Origin of the sequence: Xanthomonas euroxanthea (assembly GCF_903989455.1) — a bacterium.
In the GTDB taxonomy this organism is placed as follows: Bacteria; Pseudomonadota; Gammaproteobacteria; order Xanthomonadales; family Xanthomonadaceae; genus Xanthomonas; species Xanthomonas euroxanthea.
The window spans coordinates 1558572-1579893 of the sequence record NZ_LR861803.1; the positions used below are offsets into that span (position 1 = coordinate 1558572).

Consider the following 21322-nt stretch of genomic DNA (forward strand, 5'->3'; position numbering starts at 1 on the left):
CATTCAACGGCCGCGCCAATCGGTGATGGCCACCCAACCCTGGAAACCACACCATGAGCAAGATCGCTTTTATCGGCCTGGGCAACATGGGCGGGCCGATGGCCGCCAACCTGAGCAAGGCCGGGCACCAGCTGCGGGTGTTCGATCTGGTGCCCGCCGCGCTGGACGCCGCGGTCGCCGCCGGCGCGCATGCAGCCAGCTCCGCGCACGACACCCTGGCCGACGCCGAGATCGTGATCTCGATGCTGCCGGCCAGCCGCCATGTCGAAGCGCTGTACCTGGGCGAGGGCGGGATTCTGGCGCAGATTCCCGCCGCTGCCCTGGTGATCGACTGCAGCACCATCGCACCGGCCAGCGCACGCAAGCTCGCCGCCGAGGCGCAGGCGCGTGGCCTGGCGATGCTGGATGCGCCGGTCTCCGGCGGTACCGCTGGCGCGGCGGCCGGCAGCCTGACGTTCATCGTCGGTGGCGCTGCAGAGGTGCTGGAGCGTGCGCGGCCGGTGTTGCAGGCGATGGGCAAGAACATCTTCCACGTCGGCGACAACGGTGCCGGCCAGGTCGCCAAGCTATGCAACAACATGGCACTGGGCGTGATCATGGCCGCCACCGGCGAGGCGCTGGCGCTCGGCGTTGCACAGGGCCTGGACCCGGCGGTGCTGTCGCAGATGATGGCGGTCAGCACCGGGCGCAGCTGGGCCACCGAAGTCTGCAATCCGTGGCCGGGCGTGCTGCCCAACGCACCAGCATCGCGCGGTTACAGCGGTGGATTCGGCAACGATCTGATGCTCAAGGACCTGGGGCTGGTCGCCGAATCCGCAGTGCAGGCGGGCGTGTCGATTCCGCTCGGCGAACTGGCGCGCAATCTGTATGCGATGAACCGCCAAGCCGGCAACGGCGCGCTGGATTTTTCCAGCGTGATCAAGCTGGTGGCCAAGGTTTGAGAGCGGCTGACAAAGCGTCTACGCTGGTGCGGTGTCCTTGCCGGTGCGGGACCGTGTGACGGCATGGATGCCGCACCGAGCCCCCAGGGATGGGTTTACGGTGTGTCCCGCGAGCGGTGAGGGCGCCGCGCCCTCGACGCTGTGGTTTTGCCGCAGGGTCCTTGCCCGCCCACCATCGCGGGACACGCCGCAAGTACGTCCTTGTAGGCTCCGGCGCGGCATCCATGCCGCTCAGGGTCCCGCGACGGTAGGCGGGCAAGGGCCAGTGGAGAGGGTCGGTGTGCATGGAAGAGCAGTGCCGGATGTGCCTTTGCTTGATCATGAGGCATAGGCTCCAGGTCCGATGCACACCGCACGACAGGCAGTTTTTCAGATGAGCATCGACCAACTGTCTGGTGCGGTGTCCTTGCCGGTTGCGGGACCGTGTGGCGGCATGGATGCCGCCACCGAGCCCCCAGGGATGGGTTTACGGCGTGTCCCGCGAGCGGTAAGGGCACCGCGCACTCGACGCTGCGAGCTGGCTGCACGGCCCTTGCCCGCCCCCCTCGCGGGACACGCCGCAAGTACGTCCATGTAGGCTCCGGCGCGGCATCCATGCCGCTCAGGGTCCCGCGACGGTGAGCGGGCAAGGGCCAGTGGAGAGGGTCGGTGTGCATGGAAGAGCAGTGCCGGATGTGCCTTTGCTTGATCATGAGGCATAGGCTCCAGGTCTGATGCGCACCGCACGACAGGCAGTTTTTCAGATGAGCATCGACCAACTGTCTGGTGCGGTGTCCTTGCCGGTTGCGGGACCGTGTGGCGGCATGGATGCCGCCACCGAGCCCCCAGGGATGGGTTTACGGCGTGTCCCGCGAGCGGTAAGGGCACCGCGCACTCGACGCTGCGAGCTGGCTGCACGGCCCTTGCCCGCCCCCCTCGCGGGACACGCCGCAAGTACGTCCATGTAGGCTCCGGCGCGGCATCCATGCCGCTCAGGGTCCCGCGACGGTGAGCGGGCAAGGGCCAGTGGAGAGGGTCGGTGTGCATGGAAGAGCAGTGCCGGATGTGCCTTTGCTTGATCATGAGGCATAGGCTCCAGGTCTGATGCGCACCGCACGACAGGCAGCTTTTCAGATGAGCGTCGACCAACTGTCTGGAGCGGTGAGGGCACCGCGCACTCGACGCTGTGGTTTTGCCGCAGGGCCCTTGCCCGCCCACCATCGCGGGACAGGCCGCAAGTAAGTCCTTGTAGGCTCTTACGCGGCATCCATGCCGCGTAAGGTCCCGCGACGGTGGGCGGGCAAGGACCAGTCACGATGGTCGGTACGCATGGTTGCAAGCAGGGGCAGGCAGTGCATGCAGCGCAGCTGTCCGATGAGGTGCGGTCTGATCAGGCTCTTTCTATCCGAGCAATCTCACTGCCAATACGACATCACTCCACACGCTAACGAAAGCGAGGGCGGCCGACGCGTTGCCGCGATCGCTGCGGCGTTCGAGAGGTTCTGTTGGCCGCTCCAAGTTGCTGCCCGGCCTGGGCAACAAGGCGCAGCACCACGCCCACGTGATGTGATGTCATCACGCCCGGGTGTAATAGTCTCCGCCATCGCGTGCGCCTAAGGTGCGCGCATCGCACGAGGCTAACGCATCCATGGGACACGACCACAACCACGCACCCAGCGAAATCCGCCACGAGACACCGCTATGGTGGGCGCTGGGGCTCACCGCCACGTTCCTGTTGGCGGAAGTCATTGGTGCGTTCATCACCAACAGCCTGGCGCTATTGTCTGACGCCGCACATATGGCCACCGACACCGTGGGCCTGATGATCGCCCTGCTTGCCGTGCGCCTGAGCCGTCGCCCTGCCGATGCGCGCCGCACCTATGGCTATGTGCGGCTGGAAGCGCTCGGCGCGCTGGCGAACGGTGCACTGCTGTTCGCGGTCGGCGCTTACATCCTGTGGGAGGCCGCGCAGCGCTTTCGCGCACCGCAGGATATTTCCTCCAGCGGCATGCTGCTGATCGCCGGCTTCGGCCTGGTGATCAATCTGATCGCCATGAAGCTGCTGCACGCCGGCAGCGGCGAGAGCCTGAACGTCAAGGGCGCCTACCTGGAAGTCTGGAGCGACATGCTCGGCTCGGTGGCGGTGATCATCGGCGCGCTGCTGATCCGCTGGACCGGCTGGCAGTGGATCGACCCGGTGCTGGCCGTGCTGATCGGCCTGTGGGTGCTGCCACGCGCCTGGGTGCTGCTGCGCGAGGCGATCAACGTGCTGCTGGAAGGTGTTCCCAAAGGTATCGATCTGCCGCAGGTGCAGCAGGCGCTGGCCAGCTACCCCGGCGTCGAGGACGTGCACGACCTGCACGTCTGGGCACTGGCCTCCAGCACGCCTGCGCTCACCGCACACGTGGTGGTCGGCGAGACCATCGACCGCGACCGCCTGCGCGACGCCCTCGCCGAGCTGCTGCACGAGCGCTTCGAGATCTCCCACGTCACCTTGCAGGTGGAGAGCGGCGACTGCGGCACCGAGCCGTGTGGCACGCTCCTGGCCACGCAAGGCTCTGCGGACGATAACCCTCAAGAACACCCGCATGCGCATGGCGCGCATCATCATCACTGATGGGTGAGTCTGGTGCTCCAAACAAGAAGGCCGCCAATGGCGGCCTTCTTGTTATCGGGGCTGCGAAAAAGTCACGCCACCGGCTCACGCAGCAACGGCGACTCCCAGCCCGGGCGCGGTGCGAAACGCTCGCCATGGCGCGCCTGCAGAGCCAGCAGGCGTTCCAGCAACGCGTCGGCGCCGACACTGCGGATGTGCTGGATCGGGCCGCCTCGGAACGGCGCAAAGCCGGTGCCGAAGATCACACCCGCATCGAGCAGGTCCGCATCGGCCACCACGCCGTCGTGCAGGCAGGCGACCGCTTCGTTGAGCAACGGCAGGATCAGGCGATCTTCCAGGTCTGCCGGCACCGCGTAGCCGCTGGCCACCTCGGGCTTGACCGCGCGCCCGTTCTCCCACTTGTACAAACCCTGGCCGTCCTTCTTGCCGCGCTTGCCCGGCTCCACGGTGGCCAGTGCCGCGGGAATCGGCAGGTGCAGGAAGGGCGCGAGCTCTGCGCCCACACCGGCGGCGACATCCAGCCCCACCGTATCGATCAGTTCGATCGGCCCCATCGGCATGCCGAACTTGACCGCCGTCTTGTCCAGCACCGGGCCCGGCACGCCCTCGGCATACGCGGTGGCCGCTTCGAGCAGGTACGGGAACAGCACGCGATTGACCAGGAAGCCCGGTGTGCCGGCCACCGGTACCGGGAACTTGTCCAGCGCCTTGCAGAATGCCGCCAGGCGCGCGACGTTGGCCGGATCCAGCCCGTCGTGCTGCACGATCTCCACCAGCGGCATCATCGCTACCGGGTTGAAGTAGTGCAGGCCGGCAAACTGCGCCGGGCGCTGGAGATGCCCGCGCAACTCGGTCAACGGAATCGACGAGGTATTGGTGGTCAGCAACGCATCGGGCTTGAGCTGCGGCTCGACGGACTGGTACAGCTCGCGCTTGGCCTGCGGGTTCTCGATGATCGCTTCGATCACCAGGTCCGCCTGCGCCACGCCCGCACCGGCCAGGTCGCCGCGCAGGCGCGCGGCCACTGCCGGCCGCTTGGCCTCGTCCTTGACACGCTTGGCGAACAACTCGCCACCACGGCCCAGTGCGGTGTCGATGAAGCGCTGCTCACGATCCTGCAGCGTCACCTCGAAGCCCTTGTAGGCCGCCCAGGCCGCGATATCGCCGCCCATCACGCCAGCACCGACCACATGCACATGGCGAATCGGGGGCAAGGCCGCAGCGCCGGCGTCCTTGCCACCCAGCGCCTTCAGGCGCTCGGTGAGAAAGAAGATGCGGATCAGGTTGCGTGCGGTCGGCGTACTGGCGAGCTTGACCACCGCCTTGCGCTCGGCCGCCAGGCGCGCCTGGATGCCGCTGCCGCCGGCACGTTCCCACACGTTGATCAAGGCGTAGGGCGCCGGGTAATGCTCCTTGCGCGCCTTGCGTGCGACCTGCTTGCGCATCTGCGGCGCCAGCAACTTGCGCGCGAGCAGGGTATTGGTGGCCCATGCGGTGGCGCGCTGCTTGAACCGACGTTTGCTGCCGGTGAGCGCCAGCGCGGCGGCGACATCGACCAGCACCGCCGGCGCGGCGACCTTGTCGACCAGGCCCATGGCGCGTGCGGCCTTGGCCGCGACGGTGCGGCCGGTCAGCATCAAATCCATCGCTGCCGGCGCACCGATCAGGCGCGGCAGGCGGGCGCTGCCGCCCCAGCCGGGAAAGATGCCGAGCTTGGTTTCCGGCAGGCCGATGCGGGTGCCGGCATCGTCGGAGGCCACGCGATACCGGCACGCCAGCGCGATCTCGGTGCCGCCGCCCATGCAGAAGCCATGGATCGCCGCGACCGTGGGGCAGGGCAGTTCGGCCAGCTTCTGGAAGACGCTCTGGCCGCGATGGATCGCATCGTTGACGGTGCCCTTGCGGTCGAACTCCTGGAATTCCTTCAGGTCGGCGCCGGCGATGAAGCCGTTGGGCTTGCCCGAGCGCAGCACCACGCCCTTGGGCGGGTCCAGCGCCAGGCGTTCGACCAGCGCGCCCAGTTCGAGCAGCACCTCCTGCGAAAATGCGTTGACCGGTGCGCCCTGGCGATCAAGGCTGAGCACGACCACGCCGTCCTCGCGCAGGTCGGCCTGCCAATGGCTGAATCGGAGCCCGTCGAAACCTGGAAGCATGCGTCTGGCCGTCCGGAGATATAAGGAAAGGTCGTTATCATCCAGAGGTTGTTTCCTTCACGTCAAATACCCATACCTGTTGGCAGGGCGACGCGCGCCTGGTGCGAGGCGTCGCCAGTGGCGCATCGGTGCAGCTAGCCTGTTGCGTGACGATCGTACGGATCGGTATGAACTTTTCCCTTCAATGGTTGTCTCATTGCCCGACTTCGGTGGGCTGACAGGAGTGCGGCCCGACATGGCCGAAGTCGATACACCTCAGGAGCTTGACCTGGAACTGGTCCGGCGTGTGCAGCGCGGCGAGAGCGCAGCGTTCGATGTGCTGGTGCGCAAATACCAGCACCGCATCGTTGCGTTGATCGGGCGCTACATCGCCGACTGGAGCGAATGCCAGGACGTGGCCCAGGATACGTTTGTGCGCGCCTACCGGGCGATCAACAGTTTCCGCGGCGACTCGCAGTTCTATACCTGGCTACACCGCATTGCCGTCAACACTGCCAAGAACCATCTGGTTGCGCACAACCGCCGTCCGCCCACCGACGATATCGAGATCAGCGATGCCGAACAGTTCGATGGTGCCACCCGCTTGCGCGATACCGACACCCCGGAGCGTGAACTGATGCGACAGGAGCTGGAACAAACGGTGATGCGCGCGGTCCAAGCCCTGCCGGAAGAGCTCCGGTCGGCCATCACCCTGCGCGAGGTGGATGGGCTGAGCTACGACGAAATCGCGCGAAAGATGGATTGCCCGATCGGAACGGTGCGCTCGCGCATCTTCCGGGCGCGCGAGGCCATCGACATCGAGCTGCGGCCTCTGCTGGAGACCGAAAGCGCTACCCGTGAGCGACACCGTGTATGAGCCATAACCCTGCCATGTCCACGACCGACAAGTTCGAGCGTCACTACCGCCAGCAGCTGTCTGCGCTGGTGGATGGCGAATTGAGCGCCGACGAGTCGCGCTTTTTGCTGCGCCGCCTGGCCCACGACGAAGAACTGGCCGGCTGCCACGAACGCTGGCAGCTGTGCGGCGATGTGCTGCGTGGTGCGGCGAGCGCGCCGGCACCGCTGGATTTTGCCGCGCGCGTGCGCAGTGCCATCGCCGATGAGCCGGTGCCGCAGGCGCAGCCATCCACGCGTCCGGCGGCGCGCTGGCGCTGGGGTGGTGGCGCGGCGATTGCGGCATCGGTTGCGGCGATCGCCTTGTTCATGGCGCGCGAGCGCTTGCCGGAGACGGCAGCGCCTGCCACGCAGGTCCCGGTGTTCGCCACCGTGGCACAGCTGCCTGCCACCGCGCAGGCTCCCACCACGCCCGTGGTGCCGAAGGGGCCGGCCGAGCCTGGCCCGGCAGCCCCCGACGAGGTCGCCGCGCTGGCCGCAGCGGTGCCGGCTGCCGCGCTGGCATCCACGCGCCGTGGCGCGGCCACGCGCAACCAACAGGTCGCCCGCAGCATCGCTGCGCGGCAGCAGCAGGCTCCAGCCCGCGCGCTGGCATCCGCTGCTCCCGCCCCGGCGGCCGCCACGGCCGTTGCGGCGCCATCGAATCCGTTCACGCATCCGGATACCACCCTGCAGGCGCGCCCGTGGCCGCGTGCGGCGCTGTCCGGTGCCGGCGACAGTCCGCTCAATGCCAGCTTCCGCCAAAGCGGCCAAGGCACCGCGTTCTATCCGTTCGAGCCCGCGCCGCAGGGTGTTGCTAGCCCTGCGCCAAGCCGGCCGCTGCCGGTGCAGCCGCCGCAGGATTGATACCGCCGCCGCTCTTCATCCGTTCGGCGCTTCCCCTTCCGTTATCGTGCCGGACCCCTGCAACGGCAGGGGCTTTGGCCCCTGTCGCCCTGCCATCGGAGGCAACCTGATGAACCACCGCATTCGCACCCAGATGTTCGGCCTGATCGCCATGACCTTGCCGCTGGCCGCCTGCGCGCAGCAGCCCGCGCCCGCTGCCAAGGACGTTGCCCCGATTGCCGCCAACCGCAGCGCCACGCCGGCGCCGCAGCTGGTGGCCGGGTTGCCGGACTTCACCAATCTGGTCGAGCAGGTCGGCCCGGGTGTGGTCAATATCGAAACCACCATCACCCGCAAGGACGCCATGGCGCGCCAGCGGCGCGGTGGTCCGGGTGGGCAGGACGGCGGCGCGATGCCCGGCGACGAGCAGATGCCGGAATTCTTCCGTCGCTTCTTCGGTCCGGATTTCCAGATGCCGGGCGGGCCGCGCCAGGGGCCGGGACAGGGCGGCGATGACGATGGCGGCATCGCCGGCAAGTCGATGGGTTCGGGCTTCATCATTTCGGCCGACGGCTATGTGCTGACCAATCACCACGTGGTCGATGGCGCCAGCGAGGTCACCGTCAAGCTGACCGACCGCCGCGAGTTCAAGGCCAAGGTGGTCGGCAGCGACGAGCAGTTCGACGTGGCGTTGCTCAAGATCGACGCCAAGGGCCTGCCGACGGTGCGCCTGGGTGATTCCAACACGCTCAAGCCGGGCCAGTGGGTGGTGGCGATCGGCTCGCCGTTCGGCCTGGACCACTCGGTCACCGCCGGCATCGTCAGCGCTACCGGGCGCAGCAATCCGTATGCGGACCAGCGCTACGTGCCCTTCATCCAGACCGACGTGGCGATCAACCAGGGCAACTCCGGTGGCCCGTTGCTCAATACGCGCGGCGAGGTGGTCGGCATCAATTCGCAGATCTTCTCCGCCTCCGGCGGCTACATGGGCATCAGTTTCGCGATCCCGATCGATCTGGCCTTCAGCGCCGCCGAGCAGATCAAGGCCACCGGCCACGTGAGCCGCGGCATGCTGGGCGTGGCGGTCGGCCCGATCGACTCGCTCAAGGCGCAGGGCCTGGGCCTGCCGGATACGCGCGGCGCGCTGGTCAACGACATCCCGCCCGGTAGCCCCGCCGCCAAGGCCGGGATCGAGGTGGGCGATGTGATCCGCGCGGTCAACGGCAAGCCGATCGATGTCGCCAGCGACCTGCCGCCGATGATCGGGCTGATGGCGCCGGGTACCAAGGTCAACCTGGACGTGCTGCGCGATGGCAAGCCGCGCAAGGTGGCGGTCACCCTGACGACGCTGGACAACCCAGCCGGCAACGCCGCACCGCGCACCGCTGCCGACGACGCCAAGCCCGGCGCCCCCGCCAGCGTGGAGCTGCTCGGCCTGCAGGTGGCCGATCTGACCGCCGTCGAGCGCAGCCGCCTGGGCCTGGAAGCAGGCGAGGGCGTGCGCATCGCCGCGGTGACCGGCGCGGCAGCACGCAGCACCCAGCCGCCGTTGTCGCCGGGTCTGGTCATCGCCCGCGTCGGCCGCACCAAGGTCGGCAGCGTCGCCGACCTTAACCGCGCCCTGTCTAGCTACAAGAAGGGCGACGTGGTCATGCTGCTGGTCACCGATGGCAAGGCGACCAGCTATGTGGCCTTGAAGGCCGGCGGCTGAGGGAGGAATCGGGAATCGGGAATCGGGAATGGCAAGAGCGGCTCTGCGAGGTGAGAGCTCGCCTGGCTTTTCCGATTCCCCACTCCCGATTCCCAATTCTCGGCCCCGCGGGGCCGTGGCGTGCGATAATGCTGCGTTACCCTGACGACGGCACCGCCGGCGCCCACCTCAATGTCCTCTGATTCAATGCGGAATATCCGCAACTTCTCCATCATCGCCCACGTCGACCACGGCAAATCCACCCTGGCCGACCGGATCATCCAGCTGTGCGGCGGCCTGCAGGCGCGCGAGATGGAGGCCCAGGTGCTCGACTCCAACCCGATCGAGCGCGAACGCGGCATCACCATCAAGGCGCAGTCGGTGTCCCTGCCGTATACGGCCAAGGACGGGCAGGTCTACCACCTGAACTTCATCGACACCCCCGGGCATGTGGACTTCTCCTACGAGGTCAGCCGCTCGCTGGCCGCGTGCGAAGGCGCGCTGCTGGTGGTGGATGCGGCCCAGGGCGTGGAAGCGCAGTCGGTGGCCAACTGCTACACCGCGGTGGAGCAGGGCCTGGAAGTGGTGCCGGTGCTCAACAAGATCGACCTGCCCACCGCCGACATCGAGCGGGCCAAGGCCGAGATCGAGGCGGTGATCGGCATCGATGCCGAGGACGCGGTGGCGGTCAGCGCCAAGACCGGTCTGAACATCGACCTGGTGCTGGAAGCGATCGTGCAGCGGATTCCGCCGCCCACCCCCCGCGACACCGACAAGCTGCAGGCGCTGATCATCGACTCGTGGTTCGACAACTACCTGGGCGTGGTCTCGCTGGTGCGCGTGATGCAGGGCGAGATCAAGCCGGGCAGCAAGATCCTGGTGATGTCCACCGGCCGCACCCATCTGGTCGACAAGGTCGGCGTGTTCACGCCCAAGCGCAAGGAGCTTGCCGCGCTGGGCGCGGGCGAAGTGGGCTGGATCAACGCCTCGATCAAGGATGTGCACGGCGCGCCGGTCGGCGACACCCTGACCCTGGCGGCCGACCCGGCGCCGCATGCATTGCCCGGTTTCCAGGAAATGCAGCCGCGCGTGTTCGCCGGCCTGTTTCCGGTCGATGCCGAGGACTACCCGGATCTGCGCGAGGCGCTGGACAAGCTGCGCCTGAACGATGCGGCGCTGCGCTTCGAGCCGGAAAGCTCCGAAGCGATGGGCTTCGGCTTCCGTTGCGGCTTCCTCGGCATGCTGCACATGGAGATCGTGCAGGAGCGGCTGGAGCGCGAGTACAACCTCAACCTGATCTCGACCGCGCCGACCGTGGTCTACGAAGTGCTCAAGACCGACGGCAGCATCGTCCCGATGGACAATCCATCCAAGCTGCCGCCGCTCAACAACGTCGAAGAGATTCGCGAGCCGATCATCCGCGCCAACATCCTCACCCCGCCCGATTACGTCGGCAACATCATCACCTTGTGCGAAGAAAAGCGCGGCACCCAGATCGGCATCAACTACCTGGGCAGCCAGGTGCAGATCAGCTATGAGCTGCCGATGGCCGAAGTGGTGCTGGATTTCTTCGACAAGCTCAAGTCGGTCTCGCGCGGCTACGCCTCGCTGGATTACCACTTCCTGCGTTTCGATGCCGGCCCGTTCGTGCGCGTGGATACGCTGATCAATGGCGACAAGGTCGATGCGCTGTCGATCATCGTGCACCGCAGCTACGCCGACCGGCGCGGCCGCGAACTGTGCGAAAAGATGAAGGACCTGATCCCGCGGCAGATGTTCGATGTGGCGATCCAGGCCGCCGTGGGCTCGCAAATCATCTCGCGCTCCACGGTCAAGGCGATGCGCAAGAACGTGCTGGCCAAGTGCTATGGTGGCGACGTTTCGCGCAAGAAAAAGCTGCTCGAAAAGCAGAAGGAAGGCAAGAAGCGCATGAAGCAGGTCGGCCGCGTGGAGATTCCGCAGGAAGCCTTCCTGGCTGTCTTGCAGATGGATAAGTAGCTGGGAATGGTAAATCGGGAATCGGGAATCGTAAGGGCGCGAGTGCTCCTGCTGTTCCTATTCCCCATTCTCGATTCTCGATTCCCTTTCCGAAAGGAACATCAATGAAATGGTTTGAAATCGCCCTGGTTGTGCTGACGCTGGGCACCGGCTTCATCTGGCTGCTGGACAAGCTGTTCCTGGCCAAGCGCCGCGCGGCACGTGCAGGTCTGCTGGACAGCGAGCCGGCGATCATCGACTACTCGCGCGCCTTCTTTCCGGTGCTGGCGGTGGTGTTGATCCTGCGCAGTTTCGTGGCCGAGCCGTACAAGATTCCGTCCAGCTCGATGATGCCCAACCTGCTGATCGGCGACTTCATCCTGGTCAACAAGTTCGCCTACGGCTTCCGTCTGCCGATCACCAATACCAAGTTCATTCCGACCGGCGAGCCCAAGCGCGGCGACGTGGTGGTGTTCAAGCCGCCGCATGCGCCCGACCAGAACTGGATCAAGCGCGTGGTGGGTCTGCCGGGCGACAAGATCGGCTTCCACGGCGATACGCTGTACATCAACGACAAGCCGATGCGTTACACGGTCAAGGGCGAGTACATCGGCAAGGGCAAGGGCGCCGAGATGACCGGCACCACCTTGCTGGTCGAGGACTTGCCGGGCCGCACCCACACCGTGCTGGAGTGGGTCGACCGCAACATGCCGGCCGGGCAGGGCGACTGGACCGTGCCGGCGGACAGCTATTTCGTGATGGGGGATAATCGCGACAACAGCGAAGACAGCCGATTCTGGACCCAGACGCACTTCCTGCCGGAGGCCAACCTGCGCGGCAAGGCGTTCCTGATCTGGCTCAATTGCGAAGGATGGTTCTGCAAGGGGAGTTTCGATCCGTCGCGGATCGGGACCGGAATCCAGTAATGCACGCACGGCGTGCCGGGGAAGCACAATGAAGCGCAAGCAAAGCGGTATGACGTTGACGTCGTTCGTGGTGGTGCTGGCGGTGGTGGGCTTTGCCCTGTACATCGGGATGAAGCTGTTTCCGATGTACCAGGAATACTACTCCGTGCGCACGGCCATGAAGAGCCTGGCCAATGAGCCCGATAGCGCCAACATGGACCCGTCCAAGTTGCAGGACCTGTTCTTTCGTCGGCTGTACATCAACTACTCGGAAAACGTCAAGAAGGAAGACGTCAAGTTCGAGCGCGTGGACGGTGGCTGGCGCATGAAGGTCAACTATGAAGTCCGCCGCGAATTGATCGGCAATCTTGATGTCGTCGGCAAGTTCGAGACGTCCCAGGACATGACGGGACGTGGTGGCGAATAGGACATTCCAGCGTGGCGATCCGATCGGGCATGCGTTCGCCGATCCGGGTCTGCTCGCCCAGGCGCTGCGGCATCGCAGCGCCGGTACTCCGCATAACGAACGACTGGAATTCCTTGGCGACGGCATCGTCAATCTGCTGATCGCCGAGGCGCTGTATCAGCGCTGGCCCAAGGCCGACGAAGGCGCATTGACCCGCGCGCGCGCTGAACTCGTGCGCGAAGGGGCGCTGGCGGTGATCGGCCGCGCCCTCAACCTGGGCGAGCGGCTGACGCTGGGCCCGGGCGAGCTGAAGTCCGGCGGCCATCGACGCGATTCGATTCTGGCCGATGCGGTCGAGGCGATCGTGGCGGCGATCTATCTGGACTGCGGCTTCGAACGCTGCCGCGCGGTGGTGCTGCCCTGGTTCGAGCCCTCGCTGGCGGCGCTGCCGGTGGGCAAGGCGGAAAAAGACCCCAAGACCCGGCTGCAGGAATGGCTGCAGGCGCGGCAGCTGCCGCTGCCCAATTACGCGCTGATCAGCGAAAGCGGCGACGAACATGCCAAGCAGTTCCATGTCGCCTGCATCCTGGAGCAGCCCGTCGCCCGCGCCGAAGGCCAGGGCACCTCGCGTCGCCTCGCCGAGCAACAGGCGGCCACCCTCGTCATCGCACAACTGGATTCGAACACGTGAGCGCAACCTCTTCCCCCCACCGTAGCGGCAGCGTTGCGGTGATCGGCCGGCCCAACGTCGGCAAGTCCACCCTGACCAACGCTCTGGTCGGCGCGAAGGTCAGCATCGTGTCCAACCGGCCGCAGACCACGCGCCATCGGTTGCTGGGCATTGCCACCTTCCCCGAAGGGCAACTGGTGCTGGTCGACACGCCCGGGCTGCATCGCGAGCAGAAGCGCGCGATGAACCGGGTGATGAACCGCGCCGCGCGCGGCTCGCTGGAAGGCGTGGACGCGGCGGTGCTGGTGATCGAAGCCGGTCGCTGGGACGACGAGGACACCCTGGCCTTCAAGGTCCTGAGCGACGCCGAGGTACCGGTGGTGCTGGTGGTCAACAAGGTCGACCGGCTCAAGGACAAGACCGCGCTGTTCCCGTTCCTGGCCCAGGTCAGCGAGGGGCGGACGTTCGCGGCGGTGCATCCGGTGTCGGCGCTCAAGCGCAAGGGCCTGGAGGCGCTGGTCGGCGACCTGCTCAAGCTGGTGCCGGAAGCCGACGCGATGTTCGGCGAGGACGAGATCACCGACCGCAGTCAGCGCTTCCTGGCCGGGGAGCTGGTGCGCGAGCAATTGATGCGTCAGCTCGGCGAAGAACTGCCCTATGCCACCACCGTGGAGATCGAACGCTTCGCCGAAGATGGCGCGCTGCTGCGCATCGGCGCGGTGATCTGGGTCGAGCGCGAAGGCCAGAAGGCGATCGTGATCGGCAAGGGCGGTACCCGCCTGAAGGACATCGGCGGCAAGGCGCGGCTGCAGATGGAGCGGCTATTCGGTGCAAAAGTGTTCCTGGAAACGTGGGTGCGCGTGCGCGAAGGCTGGTCGGACGACGAAGCGGCATTGAAGGCGTTCGGATACGAATGAAGCCGGGACCTGGGACCAAGGACCCGGGACCCGAGAGCAGCGCCGGATCGGCCGTCGCAAGGCGGGGTGGACCGGTGCTGCGCAGCCAGCCATGTGCTGGTCACGCCGCACGCGGGGCTGGCGAATGCGATGACGCGCCGCTTCGGCGGCATGTGGATCGAATGCCTGCCCTGGCATTTCCCGCGCCCCGGATTTCCGGACGTCGCTCAGGGCTCTGCAGCGCATGCTGATCGAACACGAACGCGGGTTCGTCCTGCATGTGCGCGCCTGGCGCGAGACCAGCCTGCTGGTGGAAGTGCTGAGCGAGCAGCATGGGAGGGTCGGGCTGTTGGCGCGCGGGGTGCAAGGCCCGCGCAAGCAGGCCCTGCGGGCCGCGCTGCAGCCATTGCAGCTGATTCAGTTCACCGCGGTGCAACGCGGCGAACTGGCGCAGTTGCGTCAGGCCGAGGCGCTGGATACCGCCCCCCGCCTGGCGGGCGAATCCATGTTGGCCGGTTTCTATATCAGCGAGCTGCTGCTGCGCCTGGCGCCGCGCAACGATCCGGTGCCGGAGTTGTTCGATTGCTATGCGCAGGTGCGCGCGCACCTGGCCTCTGGCCTGCCGCTGGCCTGGGGCCTGCGCCAGTTCGAGCGCGATGTGCTCGATGGCCTGGGCTTTGCGTTCGATCTGCAGCACGACCGCGACGGCCAGGCGATCGACCCGGCGGCGCGCTACCGGCTCGATCCACAGGAAGGCGCCTTGCGCGTATTGAGCGAGGCGATGGCGCAGGATCGGCGCGACACCGTGACCGGCGCGGCGCTGCTGGCCTTGGGCCAGGACGTCATGCCCGCGGCCGACGACATGCCGGGCCTGCGTCGCAGCATGCGTGGCGTGCTGCTGCATCATCTGAGCGGACGCGGGCTGAAATCCTGGGAAATGCTCGAGGATCTGGCGCGGCGGCGTTGAGGGGCGCAAGGCTGCTCGACCAGGCCTGGCGAGCAGTGCGCGGACGCGCGGCAGGGTCCGGGTGGACCCGCCGCGCACCCATGATGCTCGGTGTCGCGCGTCCCGACTGCCGACGCTGCGCCGCGTCCAAGAGCATCGGCGCCGTCATCCTTCAGTGCAGCAGCGCAGCCACCGCCGCGTGGAACTGCGTCTGCGCCGTGCTGGAATGCGGGTCGCCGCGCAGCAGGCGCACTGCGCCGGCAAGCCGCGCCGCGCCGACAAATCCGCAGCTGGCCTGCAGCCGATGCAGATGGCTGCGCAGCGCCTGATCGTCGCTGACCTGCAGGGCCGAATCCACCGCATCGCGGGTGCCCGGCAACTCGGCCAGGAACAACTCGCGTAGCGCGTTGAGATGGTGTTGCTGGCCGTTGAGCGCGCTGAGCGCGGCCGCTTCGTCCCAATCGCTGGCAGCGATGTCGACCACACCCACCGGTGCCATGCTGTAGCGGCCACGCGCCAGTCCGCGACGGACCGCCTGCAGCAGGCGCTCGGAGGTCAGCGGCTTGACCAGCATTTCCAGGAAGCCATCGGACTGCAGGCTGCGTTGCATCGCCAGATTGGTGTCCGCGGTGTGGGCCAGTGCGGGCACGTCCGGGTGCAGCAGGCGCAGTGCCCGCAACAGGCCGCTGCCGGTGCCATCGGGAAGATTGACGTCGATCAGCCACAGGTCGTGGCGACGTGCGCGCGCGCGGTCCAGTGCCGACGACAAGGAGTCTGCGCAGTCCACGTGGGCGGGAAGACCGTCCAGCACCGCCTGCAGAAAGCCACGGCTGATCGGGTCGTCCTCTACCAGCAAGAGTCGTGGTTGGGGTTCCTGGCGTGTCGCCATGTTCATGCTGCCTCCTTGTCAGCGATGCCGCGTCCTAGCAGCCGCGTGCAGCGGAAGTGTGCCTGTGTTTGCGGGGCGCGACAATTGTTCTACGGCGCGAGGCGGCCGCGATCGATCGCATCTGCGACAATACGCACCCTTTTTGCCCGCAGCTCGTCGCCACGTGGCCAGAACCCGAAACCGCTTCGACCGTACGCCGTTCCAGACCGCGATCACCGACCTCAGCCACGACGGGCGCGGTGTGGCCCGCCGCGACGGCGAGGGCGGCAAAGTCACCTTCATCAGTGGCGCCTTGCCGGGTGAGCTGGTGCGTGCCGAACCCACCGCGCGCAGCCGGCATTTCGACGAGGCCCGGACGATCGAGGTGCTGGAGGCATCGCCGCAGCGGGTGACCCCGCGCTGCCCGCATTTCGGCGTCTGCGCCGGCTGCGTCCTGCAGCATCTGGAAGAGTCGCAGCAGATCGTGGCCAAGCAGCGCGTGTTGCTGGACAACCTGGAGCGCATCGGCCACGTCACGCCGCAGGCGGTGTTGCCGGCCCTGGTCGGCGATAACTGGGGCTACCGGCGCAAGGGCCGCTTTTCGGTCCGTCGCGTCGAGAAGAAGGACAAGACCCTGGTGGGGTTTCGCGAGCTGGATCCGCGTTTCGTGGCCGATCTGTCGGTCTGTTACACGGTGATCCCGCAGATCGGCGAGAAGATCCCGCAGCTGGCGGCGCTGGTCGAAGGCCTGGACGGCAAGCGCGACATCCCGCAGATCGAATTCATTGCCGGCGACGAGGCGGTGGCATTGACCATCCGCCACATGCAGCCGCTCAGCGAGCGCGATCTGCAGGCGCTGACGGCGTTCGCGCAGGCGCAGGGCTTTGCGATCTTCCTGCAGCCGGGCGGCGTGGATAGCGTGCATCCGCTGTGGCCGCAGCAGGTGCCGCTGTCGTTCCGCTTGCCGCAGTGGGATGTGGAGCTGGCGTTCCGGCCGCTGGATTTCATCCAGGTCAACGCCTCGCTCAACCAGAAGATGATCGCGCACGCACTGGCGCTGCTCGATGCCAGGCCCGACGACCGCGTGCTGGACCTGTTCTGCGGGCTGGGCAATTTCACCCTGCCGCTGGCGCGCGGCGTGCGCGAAGTGGTCGGCGTGGAGGGCGATGCCGGGCTGGTGGCGCGCGCCCGGGACAACGCGCAGCGCAATGGGCTGGCCAATGCGCAGTTCCATGCGGCCGATCTGACCGAGGACCAGCGCAATGCTGCGTGGATGCGGCAGGGCTTCGACAAGCTGCTGCTGGACCCGCCGCGCTCGGGCGCGCTGGAAGTGCTGCAGCAGTTGCCGCTGAAAACGTTCGAGCGCATCGTCTATGTAAGCTGTCACCCCGGCTCGCTGGCGCGCGACGCCGGCTACCTGGTCAACGAGCAGGGCTTCACGCTCAAGGCCGCCGGCGCGATGGACATGTTTCCGCATACCGCGCATGTGGAGAGCATTGCGGTGTTTGAACGGCGGTGAATCGGGAATAGTGAATCGGGAATCGTAGGTGCGGTTCGCCGTATGCTGTTGCGATTCCCGATTCCCGATTCCCGATTCCCGATTCCCATGCCCATCGAAATCGAACGCAAATTCCTGGTGACCGGCGATGGCTGGCGCGCTGCCGCGCATGCGGTGATCCCGATGGCACAGGGCTATATCAACGACCAGGCCGCCTTGCGCAGTGGTACGCAGAACGCGTCGGTGCGGGTGCGTATCCAGGGCGAGAGCGCGTTCCTCAATCTGAAATCGCGCGAGGTGGGGCACACGCGGCAGGAGTTCGAGTATCCGATTCCGGTGGTCGAGGCGCGTGCGCTGCTGGCGCTGTGCGTCGGCGGTTTGATCGACAAACGCCGGCATCTGGTCCAGTACCAGGGGCAGGTGTGGGAAGTGGACGAATTCCTTGGCGACAATGCCGGGCTGGTGGTGGCCGAGATCGAACTGGAACATGCCGACCAGGCCTTCGCCAGGCCTGTGTGGGTCGGCGCGGAAGTCACCGACGACGTGCGCTATTACAATCTGGCGCTGGCCTCGCATCCGTTCAAGAACTGGAGCGGGGATGCGTGATTCGGGATTGGGCATTCGGGATTCGTAAACGCTAACGCGATGCGTCGGACTTGGGCTGATTGCGTTGCGACTCCCCAATCCCTGCCTTGGTATTGGGTTTATGCTTTGCGCATCCCCAATGACGCATCTCCAATCCCCGCCCATGCGCATCGATATCTGGTCTGACGTGGTCTGTCCCTGGTGCTGGATCGGCAAGCGCCGTTTCGAGCAGGCGGTGGCCGCGCTTGGTGCGCAGGCGCCGGCGTTGGACATCCATTACCACGCGTTCCAGCTCGATCCCGAGGCCGGCCTGGAGCCGACGCCGCTGCGTGATGCGCTGGCGCAAAAGTTCGGCGGTGCCGCGCGCGTGGAGCAGATGCTGGCGCAGACCCAGGCCACCGCGCGCGCCGAAGGCCTGCCGTTCGACTTCGGGCGCGGGCAGGTGCAGGTCAGTACCCTGCGCGCGCATCGGCTGATCTGGCTGGCCAGCCGCGAGGGCGATGTCGAGGCCGTGATCGAAGCGCTGTTCCATGCGTATTTTGCCGAAGGCCAAAACGTCGGCGCGACCGAAACGCTGGTGGCCGCCGGCGCCGCCGGCGGCCTGGACGAGGCGCGCGTGCGCGCGTTGCTTGACTCCGACGAAGGCGTCGTTGCCGTCCAGGCGCAACTGGCGCAAGCCGCTGCGCTGGGAATCCGTGCGGTGCCCAGTTTCGTCATCGACGGACGCAGCCTGATCCAGGGCGCGCAGCCGCCGGAGAGCTTCGCGCAGGCGTTGTTGCAGCTGGCGGCCGAATCGACGCCGATCGGTGGTCCCGATGCCTGCGGGCCGGACGGCTGCGCGGTATGAACGGCCGGCGGCGCGATGCGACTGCCGGCAGCTGAGAGATGACGCCCACCCGCTCGAAGACGGTTGCGGTGATCGGTGCCGGGTTGGCCGGGCTTGCCTGCGCGCAACGGCTGCAGGCGGCGGGTTTGGCGGTGACGCTGTTCGAGCAGGACGCTCTGCCCGGCGGACGCATGCGCAGCTGTGGCGGCGATGGCTGGCAGTGCGATCACGGCGCGCAGTATTTCACCGCACGCGCCCCGGCGTTTGCCGCCCTGGTGGATGCGTGGATCGCGCGCGGCGCGGCGGCGGCCTGGTCTGCGCGCGTCGCCAGTTGGGATGGCACCGCCCTGCGTGCGTCGCACAGCGGGTTGACGCGCTTTGTCGGGGTGCCGGACATGGCCGCACCGGCGCGTGCGCTTGCGGCCGACCTCGATGTTCGGTTGGGCACCTGCGTGCGGTCACTGCAGCGCAATGGCGACGCCTGGCAGCTGGAGCTGGCGGAGGACGCGACGACACACGCCTTCGATACCGTGCTGCTGGCGGTTCCGGCACCGCGTGCGGCTGCCTTGCTGGCGGGCTTCGCCCCCACGCTGGCGACGCTTGCCGCCACTGCACGGATGCAGCCGGCCTGGGCGGTGGTGCTGCGTTTCGACCTGGCGGTCGATCCCGGCTACGACGCCTTGTTCGTCAACGCCGGCCCGGTGCGCTGGGTGGCACGCAACTCCAGCAAGCCGGGGAGGGCGGGCGTGGAAACCTGGCTGCTGCATGCCACTGCCGATTGGAGTCAGGCGCATCTGGACGCAACGCCTGAGGCCGTGATCGCCAGCCTGTTGCCGGCGCTGGCCGCGCTCGGCCTGCCACCACCGCACTCCTGCGATGCATACCGCTGGACGGTGGCCAGCACCGAGCCTGCGCTGCAGATCGGCTGTGCCTGGGAGGCGCGGCCGGGCATCGGCATCTGCGGCGACTGGCTGGCCGGCGGCAAGGTCGAGGGGGCCTGGCAAAGCGGTGTGGCGTTGGCAGCGCGGGCGTGTGCCGGCGACGCCGCGGGCAGCGGTCAGGATTGATGTGGTGGCAGGCACAGCTGGCCACACCCCGCAGGCTGCCGCGCACACAGTGCGCCTGATCCTGGGCGATCAACTCAATCGGCAGCACAGCTGGTTCGATGCGATCGATGCGGGCGTGGTCTACGTGCTGATGGAAGTGCGCGAGGAAACCGACTACGTGCTGCACCACGCGCAGAAGATCCTGGCGATCTTCGCGGCGATGCGCGCGTTCGCCGCGCACTTGCGGCAGGCCGGTCACCGGGTGCGTTATGTGGCCATCGACAACCCCAGCAATCGGCATGCGATCCCCGCCAATCTGGACGCGCTGATGGCGCATTACCGCGCCAGCCGGATGGAGTACCAGGCGCCGGACGAATGGCGGCTGGATCAGGCATTGCAGCACTGGTGCGCGCGCCAGCCGTTCGCCACGCGCATGGTCGGCAGCGAGCATTTCCTGACCGAACGCGATGAGGTCGCCGGCTGTTTTCGCGCCGGTAGCCCATGGCGCATGGAAATGTTCTACCGAAAGATGCGCCGTCGCCACCGGATCCTGCTCGATGCCGCGGGCGAGCCGGAAGGCGGGCGCTGGAATTTCGATCACGACAACCGTGCGCCATGGCCGGGCGATCCGCCCGCGCCGCAGGAATGGCGCGCAGCGCACGATCACCGCGCGCTGTGGAGCGCTATCGAGGCAGCCGGCGTCCGCAGCTTCGGCGCACCGAACGCCGACGCGCTGCCGTGGCCGCTGGACCGCGACGAAGCCTTGCAGCACCTGGATGCCTTCATGACGCATGCGTTGCCGCACTTCGGTCGCTACGAGGATGCGATGAGCACGCGCAGCCCGCGGCTGTTCCATTCGCTGCTGTCGTTCGCGCTCAACGTCAAGCTGCTGCATCCGCGCGAGGTGATCGCGCGCGCGGAGGCGGCGTTGCACGACGGGCATGCGTCGCTGGCATCGGTGGAGGGCTTCATCCGCCAGATCCTGGGCTGGCGCGAATACGTACGCGGCGTGTACTGGTCGCAGATGCCCGCCTATGCGCAGTCCAACCAGCTCGACCAGCATGCACCGCTACCGCACTGGTTCTGGGACGGGCAGATCGGCATGCGCTGCATGGCCGATGCGATCGGCAATTCGCTGGCCAACGCGCACGCGCACCATATCCAGCGGCTGATGGTGATCGGCAATTTCGCGCTGCTGGCGGGGCTGGAGCCGCAGGCGCTGCATCGCTGGTACCTGGGGGTCTATGTCGATGCGTTCGAATGGGTGGAACTGCCCAATACGGTCGGCATGAGCCAGTTCGCCGATGGCGGCCTGCTCGGCAGCAAGCCGTACATCAGCGGCGCGGCCTATATCGACCGCATGAGCGATTACTGCGGCGGCTGCCGTTACCAGCGCAAGGCGCGGGTTGGCGCGCAGGCCTGCCCGTACAACGCCCTGTACTGGGATTTCCTGACGCGGCAGCGCACGCTGCTGGGTGCCAACGAGCGCCTGGCGCTGCCGTACCGGCAGCTCGATGCCATGGCACCGGAGGTGCTGGACCAGGTGCAGGCGCAGGCCGCGCACTGGCGAGCGAATCTGGAGGTGCTCTGAGGCACGGCC

The 21322-nt window shown here is 67.1% G+C and carries 18 protein-coding genes; 16 read left to right on the forward strand and 2 right to left on the reverse strand.

Annotated features, from left to right (window positions below):
- Positions 1-53: 53 nt before the first annotated feature.
- Positions 54-941, forward strand: coding sequence for a 3-hydroxyisobutyrate dehydrogenase (mmsB, locus tag H7A86_RS06690; RefSeq protein ID WP_119132607.1), 888 nt, complete (start codon positions 54-56; stop codon positions 939-941).
- A gap of 1627 nt (positions 942-2568) precedes the next feature.
- A complete protein-coding gene (locus tag H7A86_RS06695) occupies positions 2569-3537 on the forward strand; it encodes a cation diffusion facilitator family transporter (RefSeq protein ID WP_119132405.1) in 969 nt (322 codons plus the stop codon).
- A gap of 71 nt (positions 3538-3608) precedes the next feature.
- On the opposite strand, the gene H7A86_RS06700 is transcribed toward H7A86_RS06695, so the two are convergent.
- Positions 3609-5690 (reverse strand): 3-hydroxyacyl-CoA dehydrogenase NAD-binding domain-containing protein, encoded by a 2082-nt coding sequence (locus H7A86_RS06700; RefSeq protein ID WP_119132404.1) that lies wholly within the window; start codon positions 5688-5690, stop codon positions 3609-3611.
- Between the two features lie 235 nt (positions 5691-5925).
- Here H7A86_RS06700 and rpoE point away from each other — a divergent pair, with 235 nt between their 5' ends.
- From rpoE to recO, 9 genes are all read left to right on the forward strand, one after another.
- Positions 5926-6546 (forward strand): RNA polymerase sigma factor RpoE, encoded by a 621-nt coding sequence (gene rpoE / locus H7A86_RS06705; RefSeq protein WP_043908138.1) that lies wholly within the window; start codon positions 5926-5928, stop codon positions 6544-6546.
- On the forward strand, positions 6543-7430 hold the full coding sequence (locus tag H7A86_RS06710) for a sigma-E factor negative regulatory protein (protein ID WP_119132403.1): 888 nt from the start codon (positions 6543-6545) through the stop codon (positions 7428-7430). The genes rpoE and H7A86_RS06710 overlap by 4 nt, the downstream gene beginning before the upstream one ends.
- Before the next feature lie 109 nt (positions 7431-7539).
- Positions 7540-9120, forward strand: coding sequence for a DegQ family serine endoprotease (locus H7A86_RS06715; protein ID WP_119132402.1), 1581 nt, complete (start codon positions 7540-7542; stop codon positions 9118-9120).
- A gap of 186 nt (positions 9121-9306) precedes the next feature.
- Positions 9307-11097: a translation elongation factor 4 gene (lepA, locus tag H7A86_RS06720; protein WP_161960003.1), complete on the forward strand. Its 1791-nt coding sequence runs from the start codon at positions 9307-9309 to the stop codon at positions 11095-11097.
- A gap of 104 nt (positions 11098-11201) precedes the next feature.
- Positions 11202-12002, forward strand: coding sequence for a signal peptidase I (lepB, locus tag H7A86_RS06725; protein WP_011036465.1), 801 nt, complete (start codon positions 11202-11204; stop codon positions 12000-12002).
- A 28-nt stretch (positions 12003-12030) separates the two neighbouring features.
- A complete protein-coding gene (locus H7A86_RS06730; RefSeq protein WP_119132401.1) occupies positions 12031-12408 on the forward strand; it encodes a DUF4845 domain-containing protein in 378 nt (125 codons plus the stop codon).
- Positions 12398-13078 (forward strand): ribonuclease III, encoded by a 681-nt coding sequence (gene rnc / locus H7A86_RS06735; RefSeq protein WP_104585872.1) that lies wholly within the window; start codon positions 12398-12400, stop codon positions 13076-13078. Before H7A86_RS06730 ends, rnc begins: the two co-directional genes overlap by 11 nt.
- The gene (gene era, locus H7A86_RS06740; RefSeq protein ID WP_104585851.1) at positions 13075-13974 is read left to right on the forward strand and encodes a GTPase Era; all 900 of its coding nucleotides are present in this window, start codon (positions 13075-13077) and stop codon (positions 13972-13974) included. Before rnc ends, era begins: the two co-directional genes overlap by 4 nt.
- Before the next feature lie 223 nt (positions 13975-14197).
- The gene (recO, locus tag H7A86_RS06745) at positions 14198-14920 is read left to right on the forward strand and encodes a DNA repair protein RecO (protein WP_119132400.1); all 723 of its coding nucleotides are present in this window, start codon (positions 14198-14200) and stop codon (positions 14918-14920) included.
- A gap of 151 nt (positions 14921-15071) precedes the next feature.
- Here the strand turns inward: recO and H7A86_RS06750 are convergent, their stop codons facing one another.
- Positions 15072-15794 carry a response regulator gene (locus H7A86_RS06750; RefSeq protein WP_104585847.1) on the reverse strand — a complete coding sequence of 241 codons (723 nt, stop codon included), beginning with the start codon at positions 15792-15794 and terminating at the stop codon, positions 15072-15074.
- 157 nt (positions 15795-15951) lie between these two features.
- Here H7A86_RS06750 and rlmD point away from each other — a divergent pair, with 157 nt between their 5' ends.
- The 5 genes from rlmD to H7A86_RS06775 all read left to right on the forward strand — a co-directional run bounded on the left by rlmD (position 15952) and on the right by H7A86_RS06775 (position 21313).
- Positions 15952-17286 carry a 23S rRNA (uracil(1939)-C(5))-methyltransferase RlmD gene (gene rlmD, locus H7A86_RS06755; RefSeq protein ID WP_119132399.1) on the forward strand — a complete coding sequence of 445 codons (1335 nt, stop codon included), beginning with the start codon at positions 15952-15954 and terminating at the stop codon, positions 17284-17286.
- 87 nt (positions 17287-17373) lie between these two features.
- Positions 17374-17871 (forward strand): CYTH domain-containing protein, encoded by a 498-nt coding sequence (locus H7A86_RS06760; RefSeq protein WP_119132398.1) that lies wholly within the window; start codon positions 17374-17376, stop codon positions 17869-17871.
- Between the two features lie 142 nt (positions 17872-18013).
- Positions 18014-18697 (forward strand): DsbA family oxidoreductase, encoded by a 684-nt coding sequence (locus tag H7A86_RS06765; protein WP_119132397.1) that lies wholly within the window; start codon positions 18014-18016, stop codon positions 18695-18697.
- A 38-nt stretch (positions 18698-18735) separates the two neighbouring features.
- Positions 18736-19743, forward strand: coding sequence for an NAD(P)/FAD-dependent oxidoreductase (locus tag H7A86_RS06770; protein ID WP_119132396.1), 1008 nt, complete (start codon positions 18736-18738; stop codon positions 19741-19743).
- A gap of 4 nt (positions 19744-19747) precedes the next feature.
- On the forward strand, positions 19748-21313 hold the full coding sequence (locus H7A86_RS06775; RefSeq protein WP_180708058.1) for a cryptochrome/photolyase family protein: 1566 nt from the start codon (positions 19748-19750) through the stop codon (positions 21311-21313).
- Positions 21314-21322 lie beyond the last annotated feature (9 nt).

What these genes read in the sequence shown, in the direction of transcription:
- mmsB (WP_119132607.1), top strand. Translation starts at nt 54, where the DNA reads ATGAGCAAGATCGCTTTTATCGGCCTGGGCAACATGGGCGGGCCGATG.
- H7A86_RS06695 (WP_119132405.1), top strand. Translation starts at nt 2,569, where the DNA reads ATGGGACACGACCACAACCACGCACCCAGCGAAATCCGCCACGAGACA.
- H7A86_RS06700 (WP_119132404.1), bottom strand. Translation starts at nt 5,690, where the DNA reads ATGCTTCCAGGTTTCGACGGGCTCCGATTCAGCCATTGGCAGGCCGAC.
- rpoE (WP_043908138.1), top strand. Translation starts at nt 5,926, where the DNA reads ATGGCCGAAGTCGATACACCTCAGGAGCTTGACCTGGAACTGGTCCGG.
- H7A86_RS06710 (WP_119132403.1), top strand. Translation starts at nt 6,543, where the DNA reads ATGAGCCATAACCCTGCCATGTCCACGACCGACAAGTTCGAGCGTCAC.
- H7A86_RS06715 (WP_119132402.1), top strand. Translation starts at nt 7,540, where the DNA reads ATGAACCACCGCATTCGCACCCAGATGTTCGGCCTGATCGCCATGACC.
- lepA (WP_161960003.1), top strand. Translation starts at nt 9,307, where the DNA reads ATGCGGAATATCCGCAACTTCTCCATCATCGCCCACGTCGACCACGGC.
- lepB (WP_011036465.1), top strand. Translation starts at nt 11,202, where the DNA reads ATGAAATGGTTTGAAATCGCCCTGGTTGTGCTGACGCTGGGCACCGGC.
- H7A86_RS06730 (WP_119132401.1), top strand. Translation starts at nt 12,031, where the DNA reads ATGAAGCGCAAGCAAAGCGGTATGACGTTGACGTCGTTCGTGGTGGTG.
- recO (WP_119132400.1), top strand. Translation starts at nt 14,198, where the DNA reads ATGCTGATCGAACACGAACGCGGGTTCGTCCTGCATGTGCGCGCCTGG.
- H7A86_RS06750 (WP_104585847.1), bottom strand. Translation starts at nt 15,794, where the DNA reads ATGAACATGGCGACACGCCAGGAACCCCAACCACGACTCTTGCTGGTA.
- H7A86_RS06760 (WP_119132398.1), top strand. Translation starts at nt 17,374, where the DNA reads ATGCCCATCGAAATCGAACGCAAATTCCTGGTGACCGGCGATGGCTGG.
- H7A86_RS06765 (WP_119132397.1), top strand. Translation starts at nt 18,014, where the DNA reads ATGCGCATCGATATCTGGTCTGACGTGGTCTGTCCCTGGTGCTGGATC.
- H7A86_RS06770 (WP_119132396.1), top strand. Translation starts at nt 18,736, where the DNA reads ATGACGCCCACCCGCTCGAAGACGGTTGCGGTGATCGGTGCCGGGTTG.